Below are 15,327 nucleotides of genomic sequence, written 5' to 3' on the forward strand. Positions count from 1 at the left end.
ACAACATCGAGGAGAGATCACCGTGGCCGAGGGCTCTTACCATCACGGCAACCTGAGGGCCGCCCTGCTGGAACGGGCCGAGGCCGTGCTCACCGAGTCCGGGCCCGCCGGGCTCTCCCTCCGTGGCCTGGCCCGCGACCTCGGGGTGAGTCACGCCGCCCCGGCCCGCCACTTCCGCGACCGCCAGGCCCTCCTCGACGCACTCGCGGTCAGTGGCTTCACCGAGTTCAACCGACGCCTGCGGGAGGCGGCGGAAGGGTCCGGCGGCGTGGAGCTGCGGCTCGAGGAACTCGGCAGGGCGTACCTCGGTTTCGCGGTCGAGCGCACCGCGCTGCTGCACCTGATGTTCGCCGCGAAGCATGAGGAGCAGTCCAGCGAGGAGCTGCGCCAACTCGGGCATCAGGCCCTGGAGGCGGCGTCCCGACTGGTCGCGGAGGCACAGCGAACGGGTGTCGTACGCCCCGGTGATCCGGTCCGGCTGGCCCAGGTCGCGTTCTCCACCGTGCATGGACTGGCCCTCCTCGCCGTCGGCGGTCTGCTCGACGACACCCCGCTCACCGAGGCCACCGCTCTGGCCCTTCAGGTCCTGCTGGACGGTCTGCGGCCCCCGGGCTGAGAGGGCGGCTCACAGGGTGCGGGTCTGACAGACGCGCGGGGTCACGTCATCGGGCAAGTGGAACTGTGCACCGGATATGAGCATTTCCGGTTGACGGGGCAGGGGCCTACGGGCCAGGTGGTGCCCGGGTTCGGCCGGAACGCGATGGCGGCGCCGGTGTCGAGCTGTATTCGGCGCGGTGATGGATCCACCGCAGCGGATGGACGAGGGGGTAAAAGCCCACTACAGGAGCGGATTTCGGCCCGGTGGCCCGCAGCTGTGGCACTCCTGGCCGGTGCGCGGAACGGGGCCGGTCGCTTCGCCGGGGCAGTCATCCCCGCCACGGCGCAGACAAGGACACATGAGCATAAAGAGAGTTGAACCATACTCCTCGGTTCGAGTTGCCCGGGCGACTCTCATAAGCAAAAGAAATCAGGAACCGGAACTGCGCCGCAGGATCGGTCCCATAGTGTGCCCTCGCGATCCAGGCCGGAAGGGTCCGGCATCACATCCGCTGTTCGGCCGCCCCGATCATTGCCCACCATTCGCACTCGTGGAGGAACCCCATGCATATTTCGGCTCGCTTGTCCCGTTGCTGGCCCGCCATTGCCGCCACCGCCGTTGTCGCCGTCCTCGCGGCCGGGTGTGGCTCGAGCGATGTGAGCGGAGCCCCGGAGAAGCGACCCTCGCAGAGTCGGAGCGCGACAAAGGAACAGGAACGGGAAAAGAAGCCGGAGCCGTCCGCCGGATCGTCCGGTGGAGCGACCTCGGGCAACGGCGACCCCGGGTCCGGTGGCGGGACGCCCACCGGTGAGGCCCGGGAGCGGAAGCTCCCGGCGGAACTGGACACGGACTCCACGGTCAAGGCGCTGCGGTCGTCGTGGGAGCAGTGCCAGAAGCGGAGCGGTTACACGCAGCCGACCGCCGACAGCAAGGGCAATGTGGTCATCAAGGACACCCCTGAGCTGCGGGCCGCCGAGCGCGCGTGCAAGGGCGAGCGCAAGGCCCTGGACAAGAAGATCGCTGAGATCATGGAGCAGGGCAAGAAGTGACGACCCTTCCCCCACCCGCCGGGACGGCACCGACGTCCCCGCGCGGTGGGGGTCGCCGTTCCCTGCCGCCACAGCCGTAACTCCGTGGCGGCAGGGTGAACGGGCGCCCCCTCGCGGGCCAACCCCTGGGTAACCCCGGGGTCGACCCCAGGCCATCCCTGGGTCGTCACACGGCGCTGAACTGCGGTATTTCGAAGAATGCGCCTTCATCGAGGCGCGTATGTTTCTTATTCAATTCTTCAGGGACCTGCATCGTTGAACGCTTATCTAACCGCGGCAGACATTCTCTAACGGGTCGTCAGATGTGGACAATGCTTTCGCACTTTGCATGTTTATGGTAGAAACTCTTCTCACGCGGAGGGACTTCTTCCGCGATCTCCGTCTTCATCTGAGGCGGTGCGCCGCCTTCCTTCCTGGTTCGTTGGCGTGGTGTGTGGGCGTGCCGTCAGATGACAACAGAAAGGTGCGTTCATATGGCCCTGCGCCACAGACGACGGAACGCAAGCCGGATCACGGCGATATCCCTGTTGGCATGTGGACTCGTGGCAGCGGGTACCGTGTCGGCGTCCGCGGCCGAAGAGCCGACGCGTGAACAGCTCTTGGCGGACTGCGAGTCCGGGGAGGGAAAGTGCACCTTCAACTCCCCCCAGATCGGTGAGCCGTACCTCGCCAATTTCCAGCAGGTCTCGGACACGCTGTACAACTGTAGTACTTCGGACAGCACGAAGAAGCTGAGCTGGACCCAGAAGGTCGGTTCCACCGACTCCGTCGGAGTCTCCATCACCGCCGGTGGAAACATCATGGGGATCGTCGACATCAGTGTGACGGCGACCTATGGTCACACCTGGACCAGGGAAACGACGGAATCGGACGAGCAGAATGTGACGGCAAAGCCCGGGGAAGTCGCGTGGATTTCCCGTGCCCAGCTGATGCGGGATGTCTCCGGTGAGTGGCAGACGCATTACGACAGCCCCAAGTGGGATCACTACTTCTGGTTCGTCCCGGACACCATTTCGAGCCCGGCGGAAAACGGAACGGGCGGGAAGAACAGTGCCGTTGTGGTCCGGAGCCGTCCGATGACCACGGCAGAAAAGGACTCCTGCGAATCCGCCGGGAAAAAGGTGTTCGCCAAGCAAGGGTGACCCATCGGGGATATGACTGATGATGCCGGCGACCGGAAGATCCCGGCCGGTCCGGCACCGGCGGTCAGCGGGCGTATCGGGTATGACCGGCCCGGAGCCTGATGGCCGCCCTCGGGGGAGAGGGCGGGGGAAACGCCCCTCGTGATACGGACATCGTGCGGTACGTGCCGAGCCTGACCCCGCTCAGCACGGACCGCATTCCACCGGCGCCGGGGGATGCCACCACGCGTTCTCAGCCGATGGTGACAACGCGCGCCCAGGACGGCGGGGTGTCCGGGACATAGTCGGGGTTCTCCTCGTCCACGGCACGGGCCGGACGCGGAAAGAGACCGACGACGGTACGGCAGGGCGGCTGTGCGGACGGCCACGGCGTCTGCCCGTCCGTCAGAGCGACGATCACATCCGGACGTGGCCGGGAGCGCAGCGCCGTGGCGAAGCCGGAGCGCAGATCCGTACCTCCGCCGCCGACGAGTTCGATGTTCTCGGCGCGGCAGAGCGGGACGGCGACCTCGGCCGCCGCATCGCAGGAGATCACCGAGACCAGATCGCGCCGCCCGCCCACCGCCCGCGCGATCGCCGCCACCTCCAGCAGCGCGCTGCCCAGCTCGGCGTCGCTCACCGAACCGGAGGTGTCGATCACGACGCGGACCCGGGGCGGCGTACGGCGCAGGCTCGGCAGCAGCACCCCGGGGACACTGGCCGAGCGCCGGGACGGACGCCGGTAGCTGTGGTCCTCGCCCACCCCCGGCGCACCCGCCGCCGAGCGGATCGCCGCACCCAGCAACTGCCGCCACGGCTGCGGCGGATGGAACGCCTCGTCCGCCCATCGGCGCCACCCCTCGGGTGCGTCGCCCGGCCGTCCCTTGATTCCCTCCGCGACCCGGAACCGGACCGCGTCCCGCTGCTGCCTGCTCAGCCCGTGTGCCCCGGCGGGCCCCAGATCCCACGGCCGGTCCTGCCCGTCGGCACCACTGCCGCAGTCCAGCCAGGCCAGGTCGGGGGTGAGCCCGGACATCGACGCCGTCCGCAGATACTCCTCCATCAGCAGCCCGTCGGGCAGCCGCAACAGCGACGGCAGTACCGCCCCGTCGGGCACGGGCAGTCCGTCCCCGTAGATGTCGTCGTTGATCTCGAAGTCGGCGGCGAGGTTCCGCCGCAGCCTCCCCCAGCCGTCGGCCGGAGGGACCCCCGTCCCGCTTCGCTCGCCCGGCCCGTGCTCCCCGTGCTCCCGCGCATACCGCTCGCCCCGACCGTGATGGTCCCGGAGCAGATGGGAGACCTCGTGCACCCAGACGCCCGCCAGCTCCTCCACCGGGGTGCGCGCCACGAAGCCGGGGGAGACGTAGCAGCGCCAGTGCGCGTCCACGGCCATCGTGGGCACCGACCGGTCCTCCACCACGTGCAGCGCGAAGAGCGCGTCGGCCAGGTAGGGGCGGACCTTCACCGCGTGCAGCCGGGCCGTCAGCAACTTCTCCATGTCCAGCGGGAGTCCGGGCCGAAAGACCTCTCCGCCGGAGCCGCCGGAGCCGCCGGAGCCGCCGGAGCCGACCGGCCCACCGTCGTCGACCGGCGGCCTCGGCTCGTCGGGCCGCACCGGACGCGGTGGCGCGGGGCGGGACATCGGGCGCGGCATCGCACGCGGCCCACGGCGCTTCGTGGCCCCCGTCATCGGCACGCCCCCGTCGTACGCTCGGCGTCGGCCGCCGCGGCCCGCCCCACCGACCGGTCCGCCCGCCGGGCGAGCCCGACCACCCCGGCAAGCCGCTCCACCGCCTCCGGCACCTCCCAGTCGTCGCGCCGCAGCGCGGCGAGCGCCGTCGCCGGGGCGACCAACAGGTCCGGGGTCCCGGTCTCCAGCGCCCGGACCAGCACCGCCCAGCCCGCCTCCCACCGCTCCCGCGCCGGCCGCGCCCCGACGGCGGCCACCACCGCCTCCAGCGCCGCCTGCCGCAGATCGCCCCGCACCGGCAGCTCGGCGGAGGCCGGATCGGCGAGCAGCGACTCCGGGTCCGGCAGGTCCATCCGGTCCAGGTGGGCGAGGAGTTCGAGCCCCGGCCCGTCTCCCACCGCGCCCCGCACCAGCAACGCCAGTACCTCCCGGGAGACGGCGGCCGCCGTGCCGAAGGCGAGCAGGGTCAGCGCGGCCTCCCAGCTCCGGGGCGAGGGCCAGGCACCGCCACGCCGTGTCTCGGAGCTCGGCAGCCGGTGGATCAGCGTCGGCCGGGCCGCCAGAAAGCCGCAGACCGCGCGCCGGGCGAAGGCCACCGCCTCCGGCAGCCGCTCGGGCACCAGCCGGGGCAGCTCCGCACGGGGCCAGACCCCGCCCAGCCCGCGCACCACCACCTCCCGGTCGTGCACCCAGTACAGATGCACGAACCGGTTGGCCAGGGGCGGGCTCAGCTCCCAGCCGTCCGCCGCCGAGGCGCGTGGATTGGCGGCGGCCACGATCCGCACCCCCGGCGGCAGTCGCAGCGCACCGACCCGCCGCTCCAGGACGACCCGGAGCAGTGCGGCCTGGACGGCCGGGGTGGCGGTGGAGAGCTCATCGAGGAAGAGCAGCCCCCGCCCGGCGCGTACGAGCTCAACGGCCCACTGTGGTGGGGCCATCGGCACACCCCGCACCGCCGGGTCGTCGCCCACGATGGGCAGCCCGGAGAAGTCGGACGGCTCGTGAACGCTGGCGATCACGGTCGTCAGCGGCAGGTCGAGGGAGGTGGCGAGCTGCGTCAGCGCCGCTGTCTTGCCGATGCCGGGCTCACCCCAGAGCAACACGGGCAGGTCGGCCGCGACGGCCAGGGTGAGCGCTTCGAGCTGCTCGTCGGGGCGCGGTTCGGTGGTCGTCGTCCGCAGGCGGGCCAGGAGGTCGTCGGCGACGGCGAGGTGGGTGCCGGTTCCGGATACATCGGCGGTTCCGGATGGGTCGGCAGGGGTGGGCGCGGGCAGGAGGGCGCTGGAGATCATGGGCATCACCTGGGGTGGGATAGGGGAACGGGAGGGCCGTCCCGGATGTCGTCAGGGCGTGCGGCGCCGAATGCGCCGGGTGGGAAAGGGACTTCGGAGGGAAGTAGCAGGTATGGCAGGTCAGTAGGTCAGTCCGGTGCGGGGCCGGGCCCGGCTGCTCCGCTTGCGGCGCAGGACGGAAGGCGTACGGCGGTTGAGCCGGGGACGGTGGCCCGCCTGCGTACGCACCGTGCCCGAGGCTTTCGCGTCCCCGACCGCACCGGCAGCGGGGTGCACGGCGACCAGCCCCGCGCGGAACAGCCCGTCGTCGATACGGCGGGACACGGCCGACTCCAGTTCCTCCCGGAGCGGTCCGTCGCGCAGGACCGCGCCGGGACCGAGCAGCCCCTCGACCACGGTCAGCGCCCCGGCGACATCACCGTGGCCGAGCCGTTCCCGGACGGCGGGCAGCGCCTCCGGGTCGCGGTGCACCGCGTCGATCGCCCGCAGGCAGGGCAGCGCGGGTCCGCCGAGCGCCACCAGCAGCTCTTCCCGGCGCAGTTGGGCCGGTTCGTGATCGATCGCCGTCAGTACCCCGTCCCGTAGCGCGATCCGGTGCACCTCGCCCCGGCACTCCACCCGGTGCGGATCCCCGGGCTCGGTGGCGGGGTCGGCCACCGGTGGCGAGCCGGACGCGGCCACCGGGACGGACGCCGTCAGCGCTACGCCGACGAGCGGATGCAACCGCTCGGCCGCGACCAGCCCGGCGCGCAGCAGCTCCAGATCCGGCAGGACCCGGGCCGCCGCCTCCGGCAGCACCGGCAGTGCCGCCACTTCCCGCGGTGGCGGCGTCTCCCGCAGTGGCCGGAACGTCGGGGCATGGCTGTCGTCGGGGGCGACGAGTTCGAATGCGGCGTGGCTCCGCGTACCGAGCCGTACGGTGAAGGCTCCGCGAGGGCGCCCCTCGGCACGCAACAGCGACTCCGCCTCGGTGGCCCAACTCGCCACCGCCCATGGGGAATCAGGGGCAGCGGACAGACCCGACAGGGGCAGGTCGGGTGGCGCCATGGACGGTGTCCCGCCCGCGCCACATCGCGACGCCAGTTCGCCGCTCCGCCCGGAGTCCCAGAGATGCCGGTGCAGGTCGAGCCGGAAACGCCGGTCGGGATGCGGGTGTGGATGGTGCTCGGAGGCATGGTTCCCGGGCCCCTCCCACAGGGTCAGGGACATCCGCTGTCCGGCGTCCGCCCAGGCGGGCGGCGTCCGCACGACCAGTCGCGGTGGCGTGGCGCCGGAACTCCGGTATCGGGCGAGCGAGATGGTGAGGCCGGGCCGGAGCCGTCCGTCGGGGGCGATCCGGGGCATGTGCCAGCGGAGCAGATCCGGCGCCAGCCGACGCAGATCCGCACGGAGGTGGGTGACGAGCTCGGTGCCGTGGCGGTCGCGCACGGCGCGCAGATTGAGATCCACATCGATCCGGGCGGCGGCGCAGGCCCCGGCCCAGTCACCGACGGCACGCCGTGCGGTCGCGGTCTCGATCATGGACGGTGGCACGGCGTACTCGCGTACGCGCTGCCACATCAACAGGCGGGTCGGAATCTCGTTCGCGAAGTGATGTGCCATCAGCACTCACCCTGCGCGAACGATTCCCCCAATCCGTACGAGGAGAAGTTCTTCATCCCGGGCATCATAACCACGCCCACGATGATCTGTCAGGGTCCCCTCGACCGGCGCGGCTCCGGGCCTTTACGGGACGGGCGGGATGCTGCCCTGAGTGATCGGCCACTCACGGGTGAAGAGCGGGAACAACAGGCGCTTGGTCGGGCGGATCCCGATGACCGTGAACGGCAGCCGGGTGAAGAGGGAGCTCTCCAGTGTCACCCCGCCGTACAGCTTCCACTTTCCGTTCCGCCGGTCACCGGATCCGGGTACCACCTCTGGATGGCTGGCCTTCACCCGCAGATACGGGCCGAACAACGCGTCGATGCCCACGGTGTCGTAGAGGCCGATGCTCGCCTCGGGGCCGAGTGTGGTCCTCAGGTCGCCCTTGCCCGAGACCTTGGCGGTGCCGCCGGGAAGTGGCTTTCCGGTGGCGTGTGTGTCGGCCCGCCAACCCGAGGCCGCGGTGTACCGCGTGCCCATTGTCATGGAACCCCCGGCGGTCTGTTCGAGATCGACCTGCAAGGAACCGTCGGCCCGAATCTCCAGGATGAGCCTGAGCTTGAGGGATATGACCACAGGAACCGGACCGGCCATGACCACCGGATAGGCGGCCAGCGTGGCGATCGGGATGCGGGGCGCGATACGCGGGGTCACCACCGGGCCCTTGATGTGCCAGCCCGCCTTGTACGGACCGGTCACCTTCACCGAGGCGGTCGCGCCCGCGCCTTCGGTGGACGCCCGGCCGTCATAGGAAAAGGTCACTTTGGGGGCCATCTCCAGGAACCCGCCCACCTCGGTCTCGCGCTCCAGCCACGGCTTGCCCCCGGGCATGGGCAGCTCGGTGTCGAAGCCGACGCGCAGTGGCCGGGAACCCTTCCCGGTGGATGTGGCGGGGGAGTCCTCCGTGGCGCGGCCGACCAGGCGGCGTGCCACGTCGAGCCCCTTGACCAGGGGATCGACCGTCCAGGCCGACGCCGGTACGGCGACCGTGCCACCGGCCTTCACCTTGCCCAGGGCCTCCGCGAGGCTCGCCGGAGCGGTGTCGACCTCGGTCTTCCCGTTGCTTCCGGACCGCGTTTTCGTGACCCGGAACAGGGCGCCCTTCGGGGCTGCCTTGGTCGGCGGGCTGGCGACCACATCGCCCTTGCGCACCCGGGGCGTGCCGGGACCGTCGTGGCTCACGACCGCTCGACCTGAGGTGGCGTCGTAGGAGGTGAGTGTCACTTCCTTACCGGTGGGACGGCTGGATCCGCGGCCGTCCGAGGGGCGACTGACCATGGCGGATCCGCCCTTGCCCGGGGTGACCGGGAGCGTCGTGGTCTTCTTGTCGCCGCCAGGAGCAGGAGAAGTGTTCCGGTCGGATTCCTTGTGCGCGTCCCCCGATGTCCCGCCGGTCGGCCGGTGGGTGGCCGAGGCGCCGTCGGGCGGCTCCGGCGATGTGCTTCCACATCCCGTGACGAGCAGTGCGCATGCGCAGACCATCGAACACAGGCCGGGGCCGAATACCCGCTTCATGCGAAACCTCTTCGGTGGAACGGGCATACGGCCCAGGAGACGGATCGCAGGCATGCTACGGCGATGTGTGGTGTTCAAGTCGCCGATCTCGAAGGCCGGTTGCTGCCCCGACGGGCATCCGGGCCCCGGAGCAGGTGTTTCCCGGGGGACGCGAGGGCGGGTGTGACCGACGTCGCCCGGTTGGTGAGGCCGTACCCAGGGACTGTGCCTAGTGGCTGCTGGTACGCGTCAGGCGTCGAGGTCCACTCGTACGGTCAGCAGTGCGTTGCCGACGGCGCGGACCACGGCGCTGTTGAGCCGAGGCAGGGTACGCAGCCGCGCGCGGGCGTCGTCCTGCGGCAACAACTGTGCGGTCCCGCTGTACCAGCGGCCCTTGATCCGCACCCGCACCCGCGGGTCGGCCTGGATGTTGCGCACGTACTGCGATTTCTCGCCGAACTCGGACACCAGCCAGAACGTTCGCCCCTCGTGCCGACCGCCCACGGGTGTCCGCCGGGGCAGCCCGGAGACGCGGCCGGTCGTCTCCAGGAGGGTCTGGAGCGGCATCAGGCGGGAGAGGGGGTTGACCACCCTCCGCTGGAGGGCCGTGACAGCCCGGAACTTGGTGTCGTCATCGCGCGGCATGCGCGGCCTCCCCGTTGGTCGGCGGTCCGGTCGGATGCGCCAGGTGGTCCTGCCGGTGCCTGCGCGCACCGGGCGGTTCTCACGGCCCGGACCGGTGCCACACCTGCCGGTGCGGGTCCGACCTGCCTCTGAGACCGGCCTCAGCCTACGACGCGTGTGCGCGTCGTGGGCCGTGGGCCGAAGCTCTGCTCCGTTCGACGGCGTGGCACATCAGCGAGTGGGGACGGCGCGCCGCGAGTGAGCGGGCGTGGCGTGGCCGCGCATCGGTGGACTACCGCTTGCCGCGAGTCCCCTCTCGGCCGTCGGTCTCGTCCAGCAGCCGACGCAGCGATGCCCGGGTGGCCCGGATCTCCTCTTCGGGCAGTGTCGCGAAGAGCGCGTGATGCAGCGCCGCGGCCCGCTCGGTGACCCTCGTGAGGGCCTCCTCGCCGCGGGGCGTGAGGGTCAGCAGCGGCGAGCTGCGGTGATCCGGATTGGGCACGTAGGCGGCGAGCCTGAGCGCCGTCAGATCATTCGCGACCCGCTGTACGTTCTGCCGGCTGACACCGAGGCGGCGTGCGGCTCGCGCCACGGTGACCGGCTGCTCCGAGACCACGCTCAGCACCTGCCAGCGGGCCTGTGTGAGCCCCTCGGCCCGGGCGGTGGTCTCTCCCAGGCGGCGCAGAGTTCCGGCGGCCTCGAACACATCGGCCACCAGCCGGGCCACATCGTCGGGCACCATCACACTCCCATCATTTGACAATATCTTGTCTGTATGTAAATCTATTGTCATTCCATGAAGGTGTCAATCACAAGGAGAGGTCATGCACAGGACCGACCTGTACCGGAACGTTCACATGGGGCAGCGAGCCAGGCTCTTCGCCCTCGCCGTCGACCTCGGCAACGCCGACATCACGCGGTCCGGCGTCGCGGCCCACCTGGCGGCCCGCTGCCTGGCCATGACGCATGAACTCCGTGCACACGCCGATCATGAGGACACGTTCATTCATCAGCTGCTGCGGGAGCGGGCGCCGGAGGCGGCCGACGCCCTGGACGCGGAGCATGTCCGCCTCGACGTGGCCTTCGCCGCACTGGATGAACAGGCGCGCGAGCTGCCCACGGCGGACGCCGAAGCCCTCCCGGAGTCCCAGCACGCCCTGTACCTGGCGTGGAACGAGGCCATCAGCGCGTACCTGGCGCATCTGCACGTCGAGGAGACCGTCGCGATGCCCGCTCTGTGGCGGCACGCCGACGATCAGGAACTCGACGCCGTGTTCACCGCGTTCCACGCCTCACTGACCCCGGAAGAGACTCTTGACGATCTCCGCAAGATGCTCCCCGCGGTGCCGCCCGCGGTGCGCACGGCCATCGTGCGGGATGTTCTGAACGCCGGCCCCGAAGAGCAGGCAGGCAGCACCCTCGCCGCCATCTGCACCACACTCAGCCCCGACCAGCACGCCCGACTCTACGAAGAGCTCGACGTGCCCGAGGCATGGGCCGTCAGGGCGGCCATGGGTCAAGGGGACGCAGCCGCGCAGTCCTCCAGCCGGGCGGCGAGTTCGTAGGAGGCCTGGGGGATGGTGCCGTAGTCGTCGTCGGACTTGGCCTCCAGCCGCTGGACGGCCACGGCGAGGGAACGGCACAGCGGTGGGGCGGCGAGAGCGGGGGAGTCGACGACGCTGGTGCTGGCGGCGACCCCGGAGTGCAAGATGGCCATGGTCCGCCGGATCATGGACTGCGGGGTGTACCAGGTGCCGCGGTGTCCTTGGCGGGGCGGCCGCCGCAGGAGGCACACCAGGTTGTCGTCGCCACTGGACTGGTTCTCCAGGTCCTCCAGGAATGCCGCCTCGTGTGCCCAGTGTTCGGCGTCCCGGAGTTCACCACGCTGTGTGTGCATCAGGTGCAGGCACAGCGCCGCGGTGGGACTCCCGGCACCGGCCGAGAACTGCCACCAGAACTGGGCTCCTTCCCGGTCGGCCAGGTGCAGCAGACAGGCGAAGATCAGTGCGCTGGCGGGTTCGACGCGGCATGAGCGGGCCAGCAGGGCGATGTGGTGCGCGGCCCGGGTGTCGCGGATCACCAGCGTGGACAGCTTGCGCAGATCGTGGGCGGCCTGTTGGTGCTGCGCGGTGCACACCCGGGCGCGGTGACGGGAAGCGTCCTCGAGAAGCTCGGACTTGACCCGCTGCGCCGAGGATTCCAGCAGCAGGGCGCTGCGCCACCAGGTGTCCGACACTTCGCGTTCGATGCGCAGCCGAGAGGCCGCGGTGTCCTCGTCGTCGTACTCGTGTTGCAGGATCTCGGCGTCGGCCAGGAGTTTGTCGACGCTGTGCGGCGGTGTCATGTCACTCCTCATCGTCGCAGTCCGCATCGAGGTCTATGCCCAGCTCCTTGGCGACCTTCCGGCGGGCGAGGTGGCGGTGGGAACGCACCGTGGTCTCGGTGACTCCCATGATGCGGGCGGTGGTGTCGGTGGAGAAGCCGAGGACGTGGCGGAGCACCAGGACGTCGAACTGCCTCTCGGGCAGCCGGGCTATCGCCGGATACAGACCCAGCGCGCTTTCGATGACCTCGAACTCGTGGCGGCTCGATTCCAGTACCGCGCGCATCACCAGTTGCAGGATGGCCGTCTCGGGCATCGCCGGCTGACGTCCCTGGAGGGTGAGCTCGCCTGCCACGGTTTCCTTGAGCAGGGCCCAGGCGGAGGCCGCGGGGTTGACCTCCTTCATCAGGTGCGCCCAGTTCATCGCCAGGTGCATCAGCACGCGGTGGACCAGTTCACCGGCCGCGTGCGCGTCGCCCAGATGCAGATGGGCGTAGCGGCGGTAGGCGCGGTAGTACTGGTCGTGGAAAGCCCAGAAGGCTGTGGGCAGTTGGGGCAGCGGGACCATCAGGGCGGGGTAAGACTGCGAAGGTTGGTCGTCACTCACTCCCGGCCACCCTCCTCGCCAACCGAGCAGGCAGGGGGAGTGGGAGTGCCGTCATGGCGCTCCATCAAGACCGCGGCTCCTACGCGCACCCCAGCGCCGAGCAGCCGCCGGGCCAGTGCCAGGGCGTCAGGGATGAACACGCGCAGCGCGATGGCCAAGGCCAGCGCGCTGTTGGCGGCATCGTGAGTCACGTGTGGAAGGCCCTTCTTGTTTGCAAAGCGGCAGCACCTGGTCCCCCCTGAGGGCGCTGGAGAGCGTCATTGCCCTCGATCACCAGCTAATCGGCCGGAGGCGTCGAACGTTGAAGCACGCCTCAAATTTCTCTCTGCAAACGCAACTGGGCAGTCACTTTTGTTCGAATCGATGTCGTGTCGCGGGGTGCGGTGGGAGTCGGGGTGACGCCGCGTCAGTGCACCGCTGTGCCGCTCCCACCTGCCCTTCCGTGCGTCGACCTGCCGCACGGTTCCCGGAGTGCGCACCGATGGTTAATCGCACTCCGTACCTGCCCACGGTCCACTATGTGTCCTAGATCACATGTGCGACCGGGGGCGGGTACGCAGAACTGTCGGCCCCTCAGAGAGCCAGTACATGACCGGTGCGCGGGGCGGCCCGCCCCGACTGGACCTCGTGCCAGACCCGTTCCAGGTCCTGAGGGCCACTGCTGTGGACGACATCCACCCATCCCTCGACCACGGGAGCGAAGCGCTGCCAGGCATCGGCGAAGCGGCAGTCCAGCCCCTCGCGCCCCCAGTCGCCGATTCGCTTGCGCATCTGGTCGGGTGCGAAGAACATGCCCGGCCCCGTTTCGGCGAGCGTGCCGGCGGGCCCGGGCTGCTGGCTGGTGACCCCGACGACCACCTCGTGTGCCAAGGCGTCGCCGAGGTGGCCGCGCAGCGCTGCGCTCAGCGGCTCGTCGCCCGCGAAGTCGGCGTACAGGGTGGGCGTGGCGGGGGAGAGCCGGGAGGCGTCCTCGTACGCCAGCACCCGGTCGTAGCAGCCCAGGCTCTCGGTGAAGGCGGCATTGCGCCGCGAGGTCAGGCCCACTACCTCGCGCCCCTTCCCCTGGAGCAGGAAGGCGGCACCGTAAGCGGTCTTGCTCGACGCGGATGACAGGACGGCGGTATGGGCGCCCAGCCAGTCGTTGTCGACGATCCAGTCGGCCAGCATGAAGGACGTCCAGAACAGCGGGCGGTAGAGGATCTGGAGGTCTTCGCGGTGCGCCTCGTAGGCGAGGTCGCCCGTGGTGAGGGCGTAGGCGCTGTACGGCGGGGGCAGCGTGGTGCGGTGGGGGCTGGCGTCCCGGAAGCCACGCTCGTCCACCCGCCCGGGGCGCGCCAGCAGATGGCTGCCGGACGGCAGATAGCCGTAGTGGCGGCTGCCGGTCCCGACGCCGTCCACCCGGGACGCGACGACCTCGGCGAACCCCCAGAGCGGAACGATGCCCCAGCCCGCCGGGGCCGGGAAGAACTCCCAGTAACGGAACGAGTCGCCGAGCGCGGCGTAGGTGACGTTGTTGGCGGTGAGGCCGACCCGGTCGACGCGCAGCAGCACCTCGCCCTCCCCGACCTCCGGGATCGGTGCGTCGACCAGCTTGGTCGTCGACAGGTCATCGCGGGAGACGAGGAGATTCCAGCCGCCGGGCGTGGCATTGGTGTCCATGGTGGGGAACGTACTTGAATCCGAATTCGGATTCAATGGCGGGTAGCATATGGTCCATGGCTGCCCCGCACCCCGCATCCCCCGAGCCCGCATCCCCCGAGCCCGCATCCCCCGAGCCCGCGTCCCCTGAGCCCTCGGCCCCCCGCCGCACCCGGCGCGGCACCCGCACCAAGGACGCTCTGGTCGCCGCGGCCCGGCTGATCTTCGAACGGGATGGCTACCTGGACGCGCGGATCATCGACATCGCGGCCGAGGCCGGCGTCGCCACCGGCAGCTTCTATACGCATTTCGCCTCCAAGGAGGAGATCTTCACCGCTGTCCTGACCGAGTTGCAGGACGAGATGCTGCACGCGGGAATCGGCGACGGAACGCGTAAGGACCCGGGCCGGGGAGTGGCCGACGCGAACCGCGCCTATCTGGAGGCCTACCGCCGAAACGCCGCACTGATGGCGGCGATGGAGCAGGCCGCCGCCGTGGACCGGCGCTTCCTCCAGCTGCGGCTGCAACGCTCGCAGGCGTTCATCGACCGCAGCGCGGTAGCCATCACCCGCCTCCAGAAGGCGGGGATCGCCGATCCGGCGCTCGACCCGGACATCACCGCCCGCGCCCTCAACGCGATGGTGAGCCGCATGGCGTACGTGACCTTCGCCGCGGACCAGCCCGTACCCTTCGAGACTCTGGTGCGGACCCTCACCAGGCTCTGGATGAACGCACTGCGCATGCCGCACGAGTGAACGGCGGGCGTGATGTAGTACGCCTGGAGAGTTGTGGAGACACGTCCGTCCCTACGTGGAGGCATCAATGTCCGTTCGCCGTGTCATGCCTGTCGTCCGGTCGGAGGCTGTGGGGGAGAGCCGCGAGTTCTATGGCCTCCTGGGGCTCGAGGAGGTCATGAACCACGGCTGGATCGTGACACTCGCCTCCCCTGCCACACCGGCGGCGCAGGTCAGTGTCATGACCCGTGACAAAACCGCCCCGGTCACCCCCGATATGAGCGTCGAAGTGGATGACGTGGACGCCGTCCATGCGGCCGTGCGGGAGAGCGGTGCGGAGATCGTTCACCCCTTGCAGGACGAGGAGTGGGGCGTGCGGCGGTTCTTCGTGCGTGACCCCAACGGCCGGGTGGTCAATGTGCTGAGCCACCGCTGACACCGGCGCGCGGCACCGGGGAGTCGTGCCGGTGGCACCCGCGACGGCCATGGGACGCGCCGCGGGTGGCCCGGTCCCCG

General features: G+C 70.2%; 16 protein-coding genes. 6 read left to right on the forward strand and 10 right to left on the reverse strand.

Annotated features, from left to right (window positions below):
• The first annotated feature begins 22 nt into the window (after positions 1–22).
• The 3 genes from AB0C66_RS15685 (at position 23) to AB0C66_RS15695 (ending at position 2,789) form a co-directional block, all read left to right on the forward strand.
• Complete coding sequence (locus tag AB0C66_RS15685) at positions 23–616, forward strand: TetR/AcrR family transcriptional regulator (protein ID WP_362437608.1); 594 nt, start codon at positions 23–25, stop codon at positions 614–616.
• A gap of 545 nt (positions 617–1,161) precedes the next feature.
• A complete protein-coding gene (locus tag AB0C66_RS15690) occupies positions 1,162–1,647 on the forward strand; it encodes a hypothetical protein (protein ID WP_362437610.1) in 486 nt (161 codons plus the stop codon).
• 542 nt (positions 1,648–2,189) lie between these two features.
• On the forward strand, positions 2,190–2,789 hold the full coding sequence (locus AB0C66_RS15695; protein WP_362437612.1) for a hypothetical protein: 600 nt from the start codon (positions 2,190–2,192) through the stop codon (positions 2,787–2,789).
• A 232-nt stretch (positions 2,790–3,021) separates the two neighbouring features.
• Here AB0C66_RS15695 and AB0C66_RS15700 read toward each other — a convergent pair whose 3' ends face one another.
• The 6 genes from AB0C66_RS15700 to AB0C66_RS15725 all read right to left on the reverse strand — a co-directional run bounded on the left by AB0C66_RS15700 (position 3,022) and on the right by AB0C66_RS15725 (position 10,251).
• Complete coding sequence (locus AB0C66_RS15700) at positions 3,022–4,266, reverse strand: VWA-like domain-containing protein (RefSeq protein ID WP_362438781.1); 1,245 nt, start codon at positions 4,264–4,266, stop codon at positions 3,022–3,024.
• 188 nt (positions 4,267–4,454) lie between these two features.
• Entirely contained in the window at positions 4,455–5,756 is a 1,302-nt protein-coding gene (locus AB0C66_RS15705; protein WP_362438784.1) for a MoxR family ATPase, read from the reverse strand.
• Positions 5,757–5,870: 114 nt separating this feature from the next.
• A complete protein-coding gene (locus AB0C66_RS15710) occupies positions 5,871–7,352 on the reverse strand; it encodes a hypothetical protein (RefSeq protein WP_362437616.1) in 1,482 nt (493 codons plus the stop codon).
• A gap of 123 nt (positions 7,353–7,475) precedes the next feature.
• Positions 7,476–8,906, reverse strand: coding sequence for a hypothetical protein (locus AB0C66_RS15715; protein WP_362437618.1), 1,431 nt, complete (start codon positions 8,904–8,906; stop codon positions 7,476–7,478).
• A gap of 228 nt (positions 8,907–9,134) precedes the next feature.
• Positions 9,135–9,530 (reverse strand): nitroreductase/quinone reductase family protein, encoded by a 396-nt coding sequence (locus AB0C66_RS15720; protein WP_362437624.1) that lies wholly within the window; start codon positions 9,528–9,530, stop codon positions 9,135–9,137.
• A gap of 271 nt (positions 9,531–9,801) precedes the next feature.
• The gene (locus AB0C66_RS15725; protein WP_362438787.1) at positions 9,802–10,251 is read right to left on the reverse strand and encodes a MarR family winged helix-turn-helix transcriptional regulator; all 450 of its coding nucleotides are present in this window, start codon (positions 10,249–10,251) and stop codon (positions 9,802–9,804) included.
• Between the two features lie 82 nt (positions 10,252–10,333).
• Here AB0C66_RS15725 and AB0C66_RS15730 point away from each other — a divergent pair, with 82 nt between their 5' ends.
• Complete coding sequence (locus AB0C66_RS15730) at positions 10,334–11,074, forward strand: hypothetical protein (RefSeq protein ID WP_362437626.1); 741 nt, start codon at positions 10,334–10,336, stop codon at positions 11,072–11,074.
• Here the strand turns inward: AB0C66_RS15730 and AB0C66_RS15735 are convergent.
• From AB0C66_RS15735 to AB0C66_RS15750, 4 genes are all read right to left on the reverse strand, one after another.
• Positions 11,026–11,853, reverse strand: a complete 828-nt coding sequence (locus tag AB0C66_RS15735; RefSeq protein WP_362437629.1) for a hypothetical protein — start codon at positions 11,851–11,853, stop codon at positions 11,026–11,028. The two genes, AB0C66_RS15730 and AB0C66_RS15735, sit on opposite strands and share 49 nt — an antisense overlap.
• 1 nt (position 11,854) lies before the next feature.
• Positions 11,855–12,439, reverse strand: a complete 585-nt coding sequence (locus AB0C66_RS15740; RefSeq protein WP_362437632.1) for a sigma-70 family RNA polymerase sigma factor — start codon at positions 12,437–12,439, stop codon at positions 11,855–11,857.
• Complete coding sequence (locus tag AB0C66_RS15745; protein WP_362437635.1) at positions 12,436–12,630, reverse strand: hypothetical protein; 195 nt, start codon at positions 12,628–12,630, stop codon at positions 12,436–12,438. The genes AB0C66_RS15740 and AB0C66_RS15745 overlap by 4 nt, the downstream gene beginning before the upstream one ends.
• A 382-nt stretch (positions 12,631–13,012) precedes the next feature.
• A complete protein-coding gene (locus tag AB0C66_RS15750) occupies positions 13,013–14,098 on the reverse strand; it encodes a DUF2855 family protein (RefSeq protein ID WP_362437637.1) in 1,086 nt (361 codons plus the stop codon).
• A 56-nt stretch (positions 14,099–14,154) separates the two neighbouring features.
• Between AB0C66_RS15750 and AB0C66_RS15755 the strand changes: the two genes are divergently transcribed.
• Both AB0C66_RS15755 and AB0C66_RS15760 read left to right on the forward strand, forming a co-directional pair.
• Positions 14,155–14,832, forward strand: a complete 678-nt coding sequence (locus tag AB0C66_RS15755; RefSeq protein WP_362437640.1) for a TetR/AcrR family transcriptional regulator — start codon at positions 14,155–14,157, stop codon at positions 14,830–14,832.
• Between the two features lie 67 nt (positions 14,833–14,899).
• A complete protein-coding gene (locus tag AB0C66_RS15760) occupies positions 14,900–15,247 on the forward strand; it encodes a VOC family protein (protein WP_362437643.1) in 348 nt (115 codons plus the stop codon).
• Positions 15,248–15,327 lie beyond the last annotated feature (80 nt).

The sequence above is a fragment of the Streptomyces sp. NPDC048636 genome, assembly GCF_040650655.1.
Classification (GTDB): Bacteria; Actinomycetota; Actinomycetes; order Streptomycetales; family Streptomycetaceae; genus Streptomyces.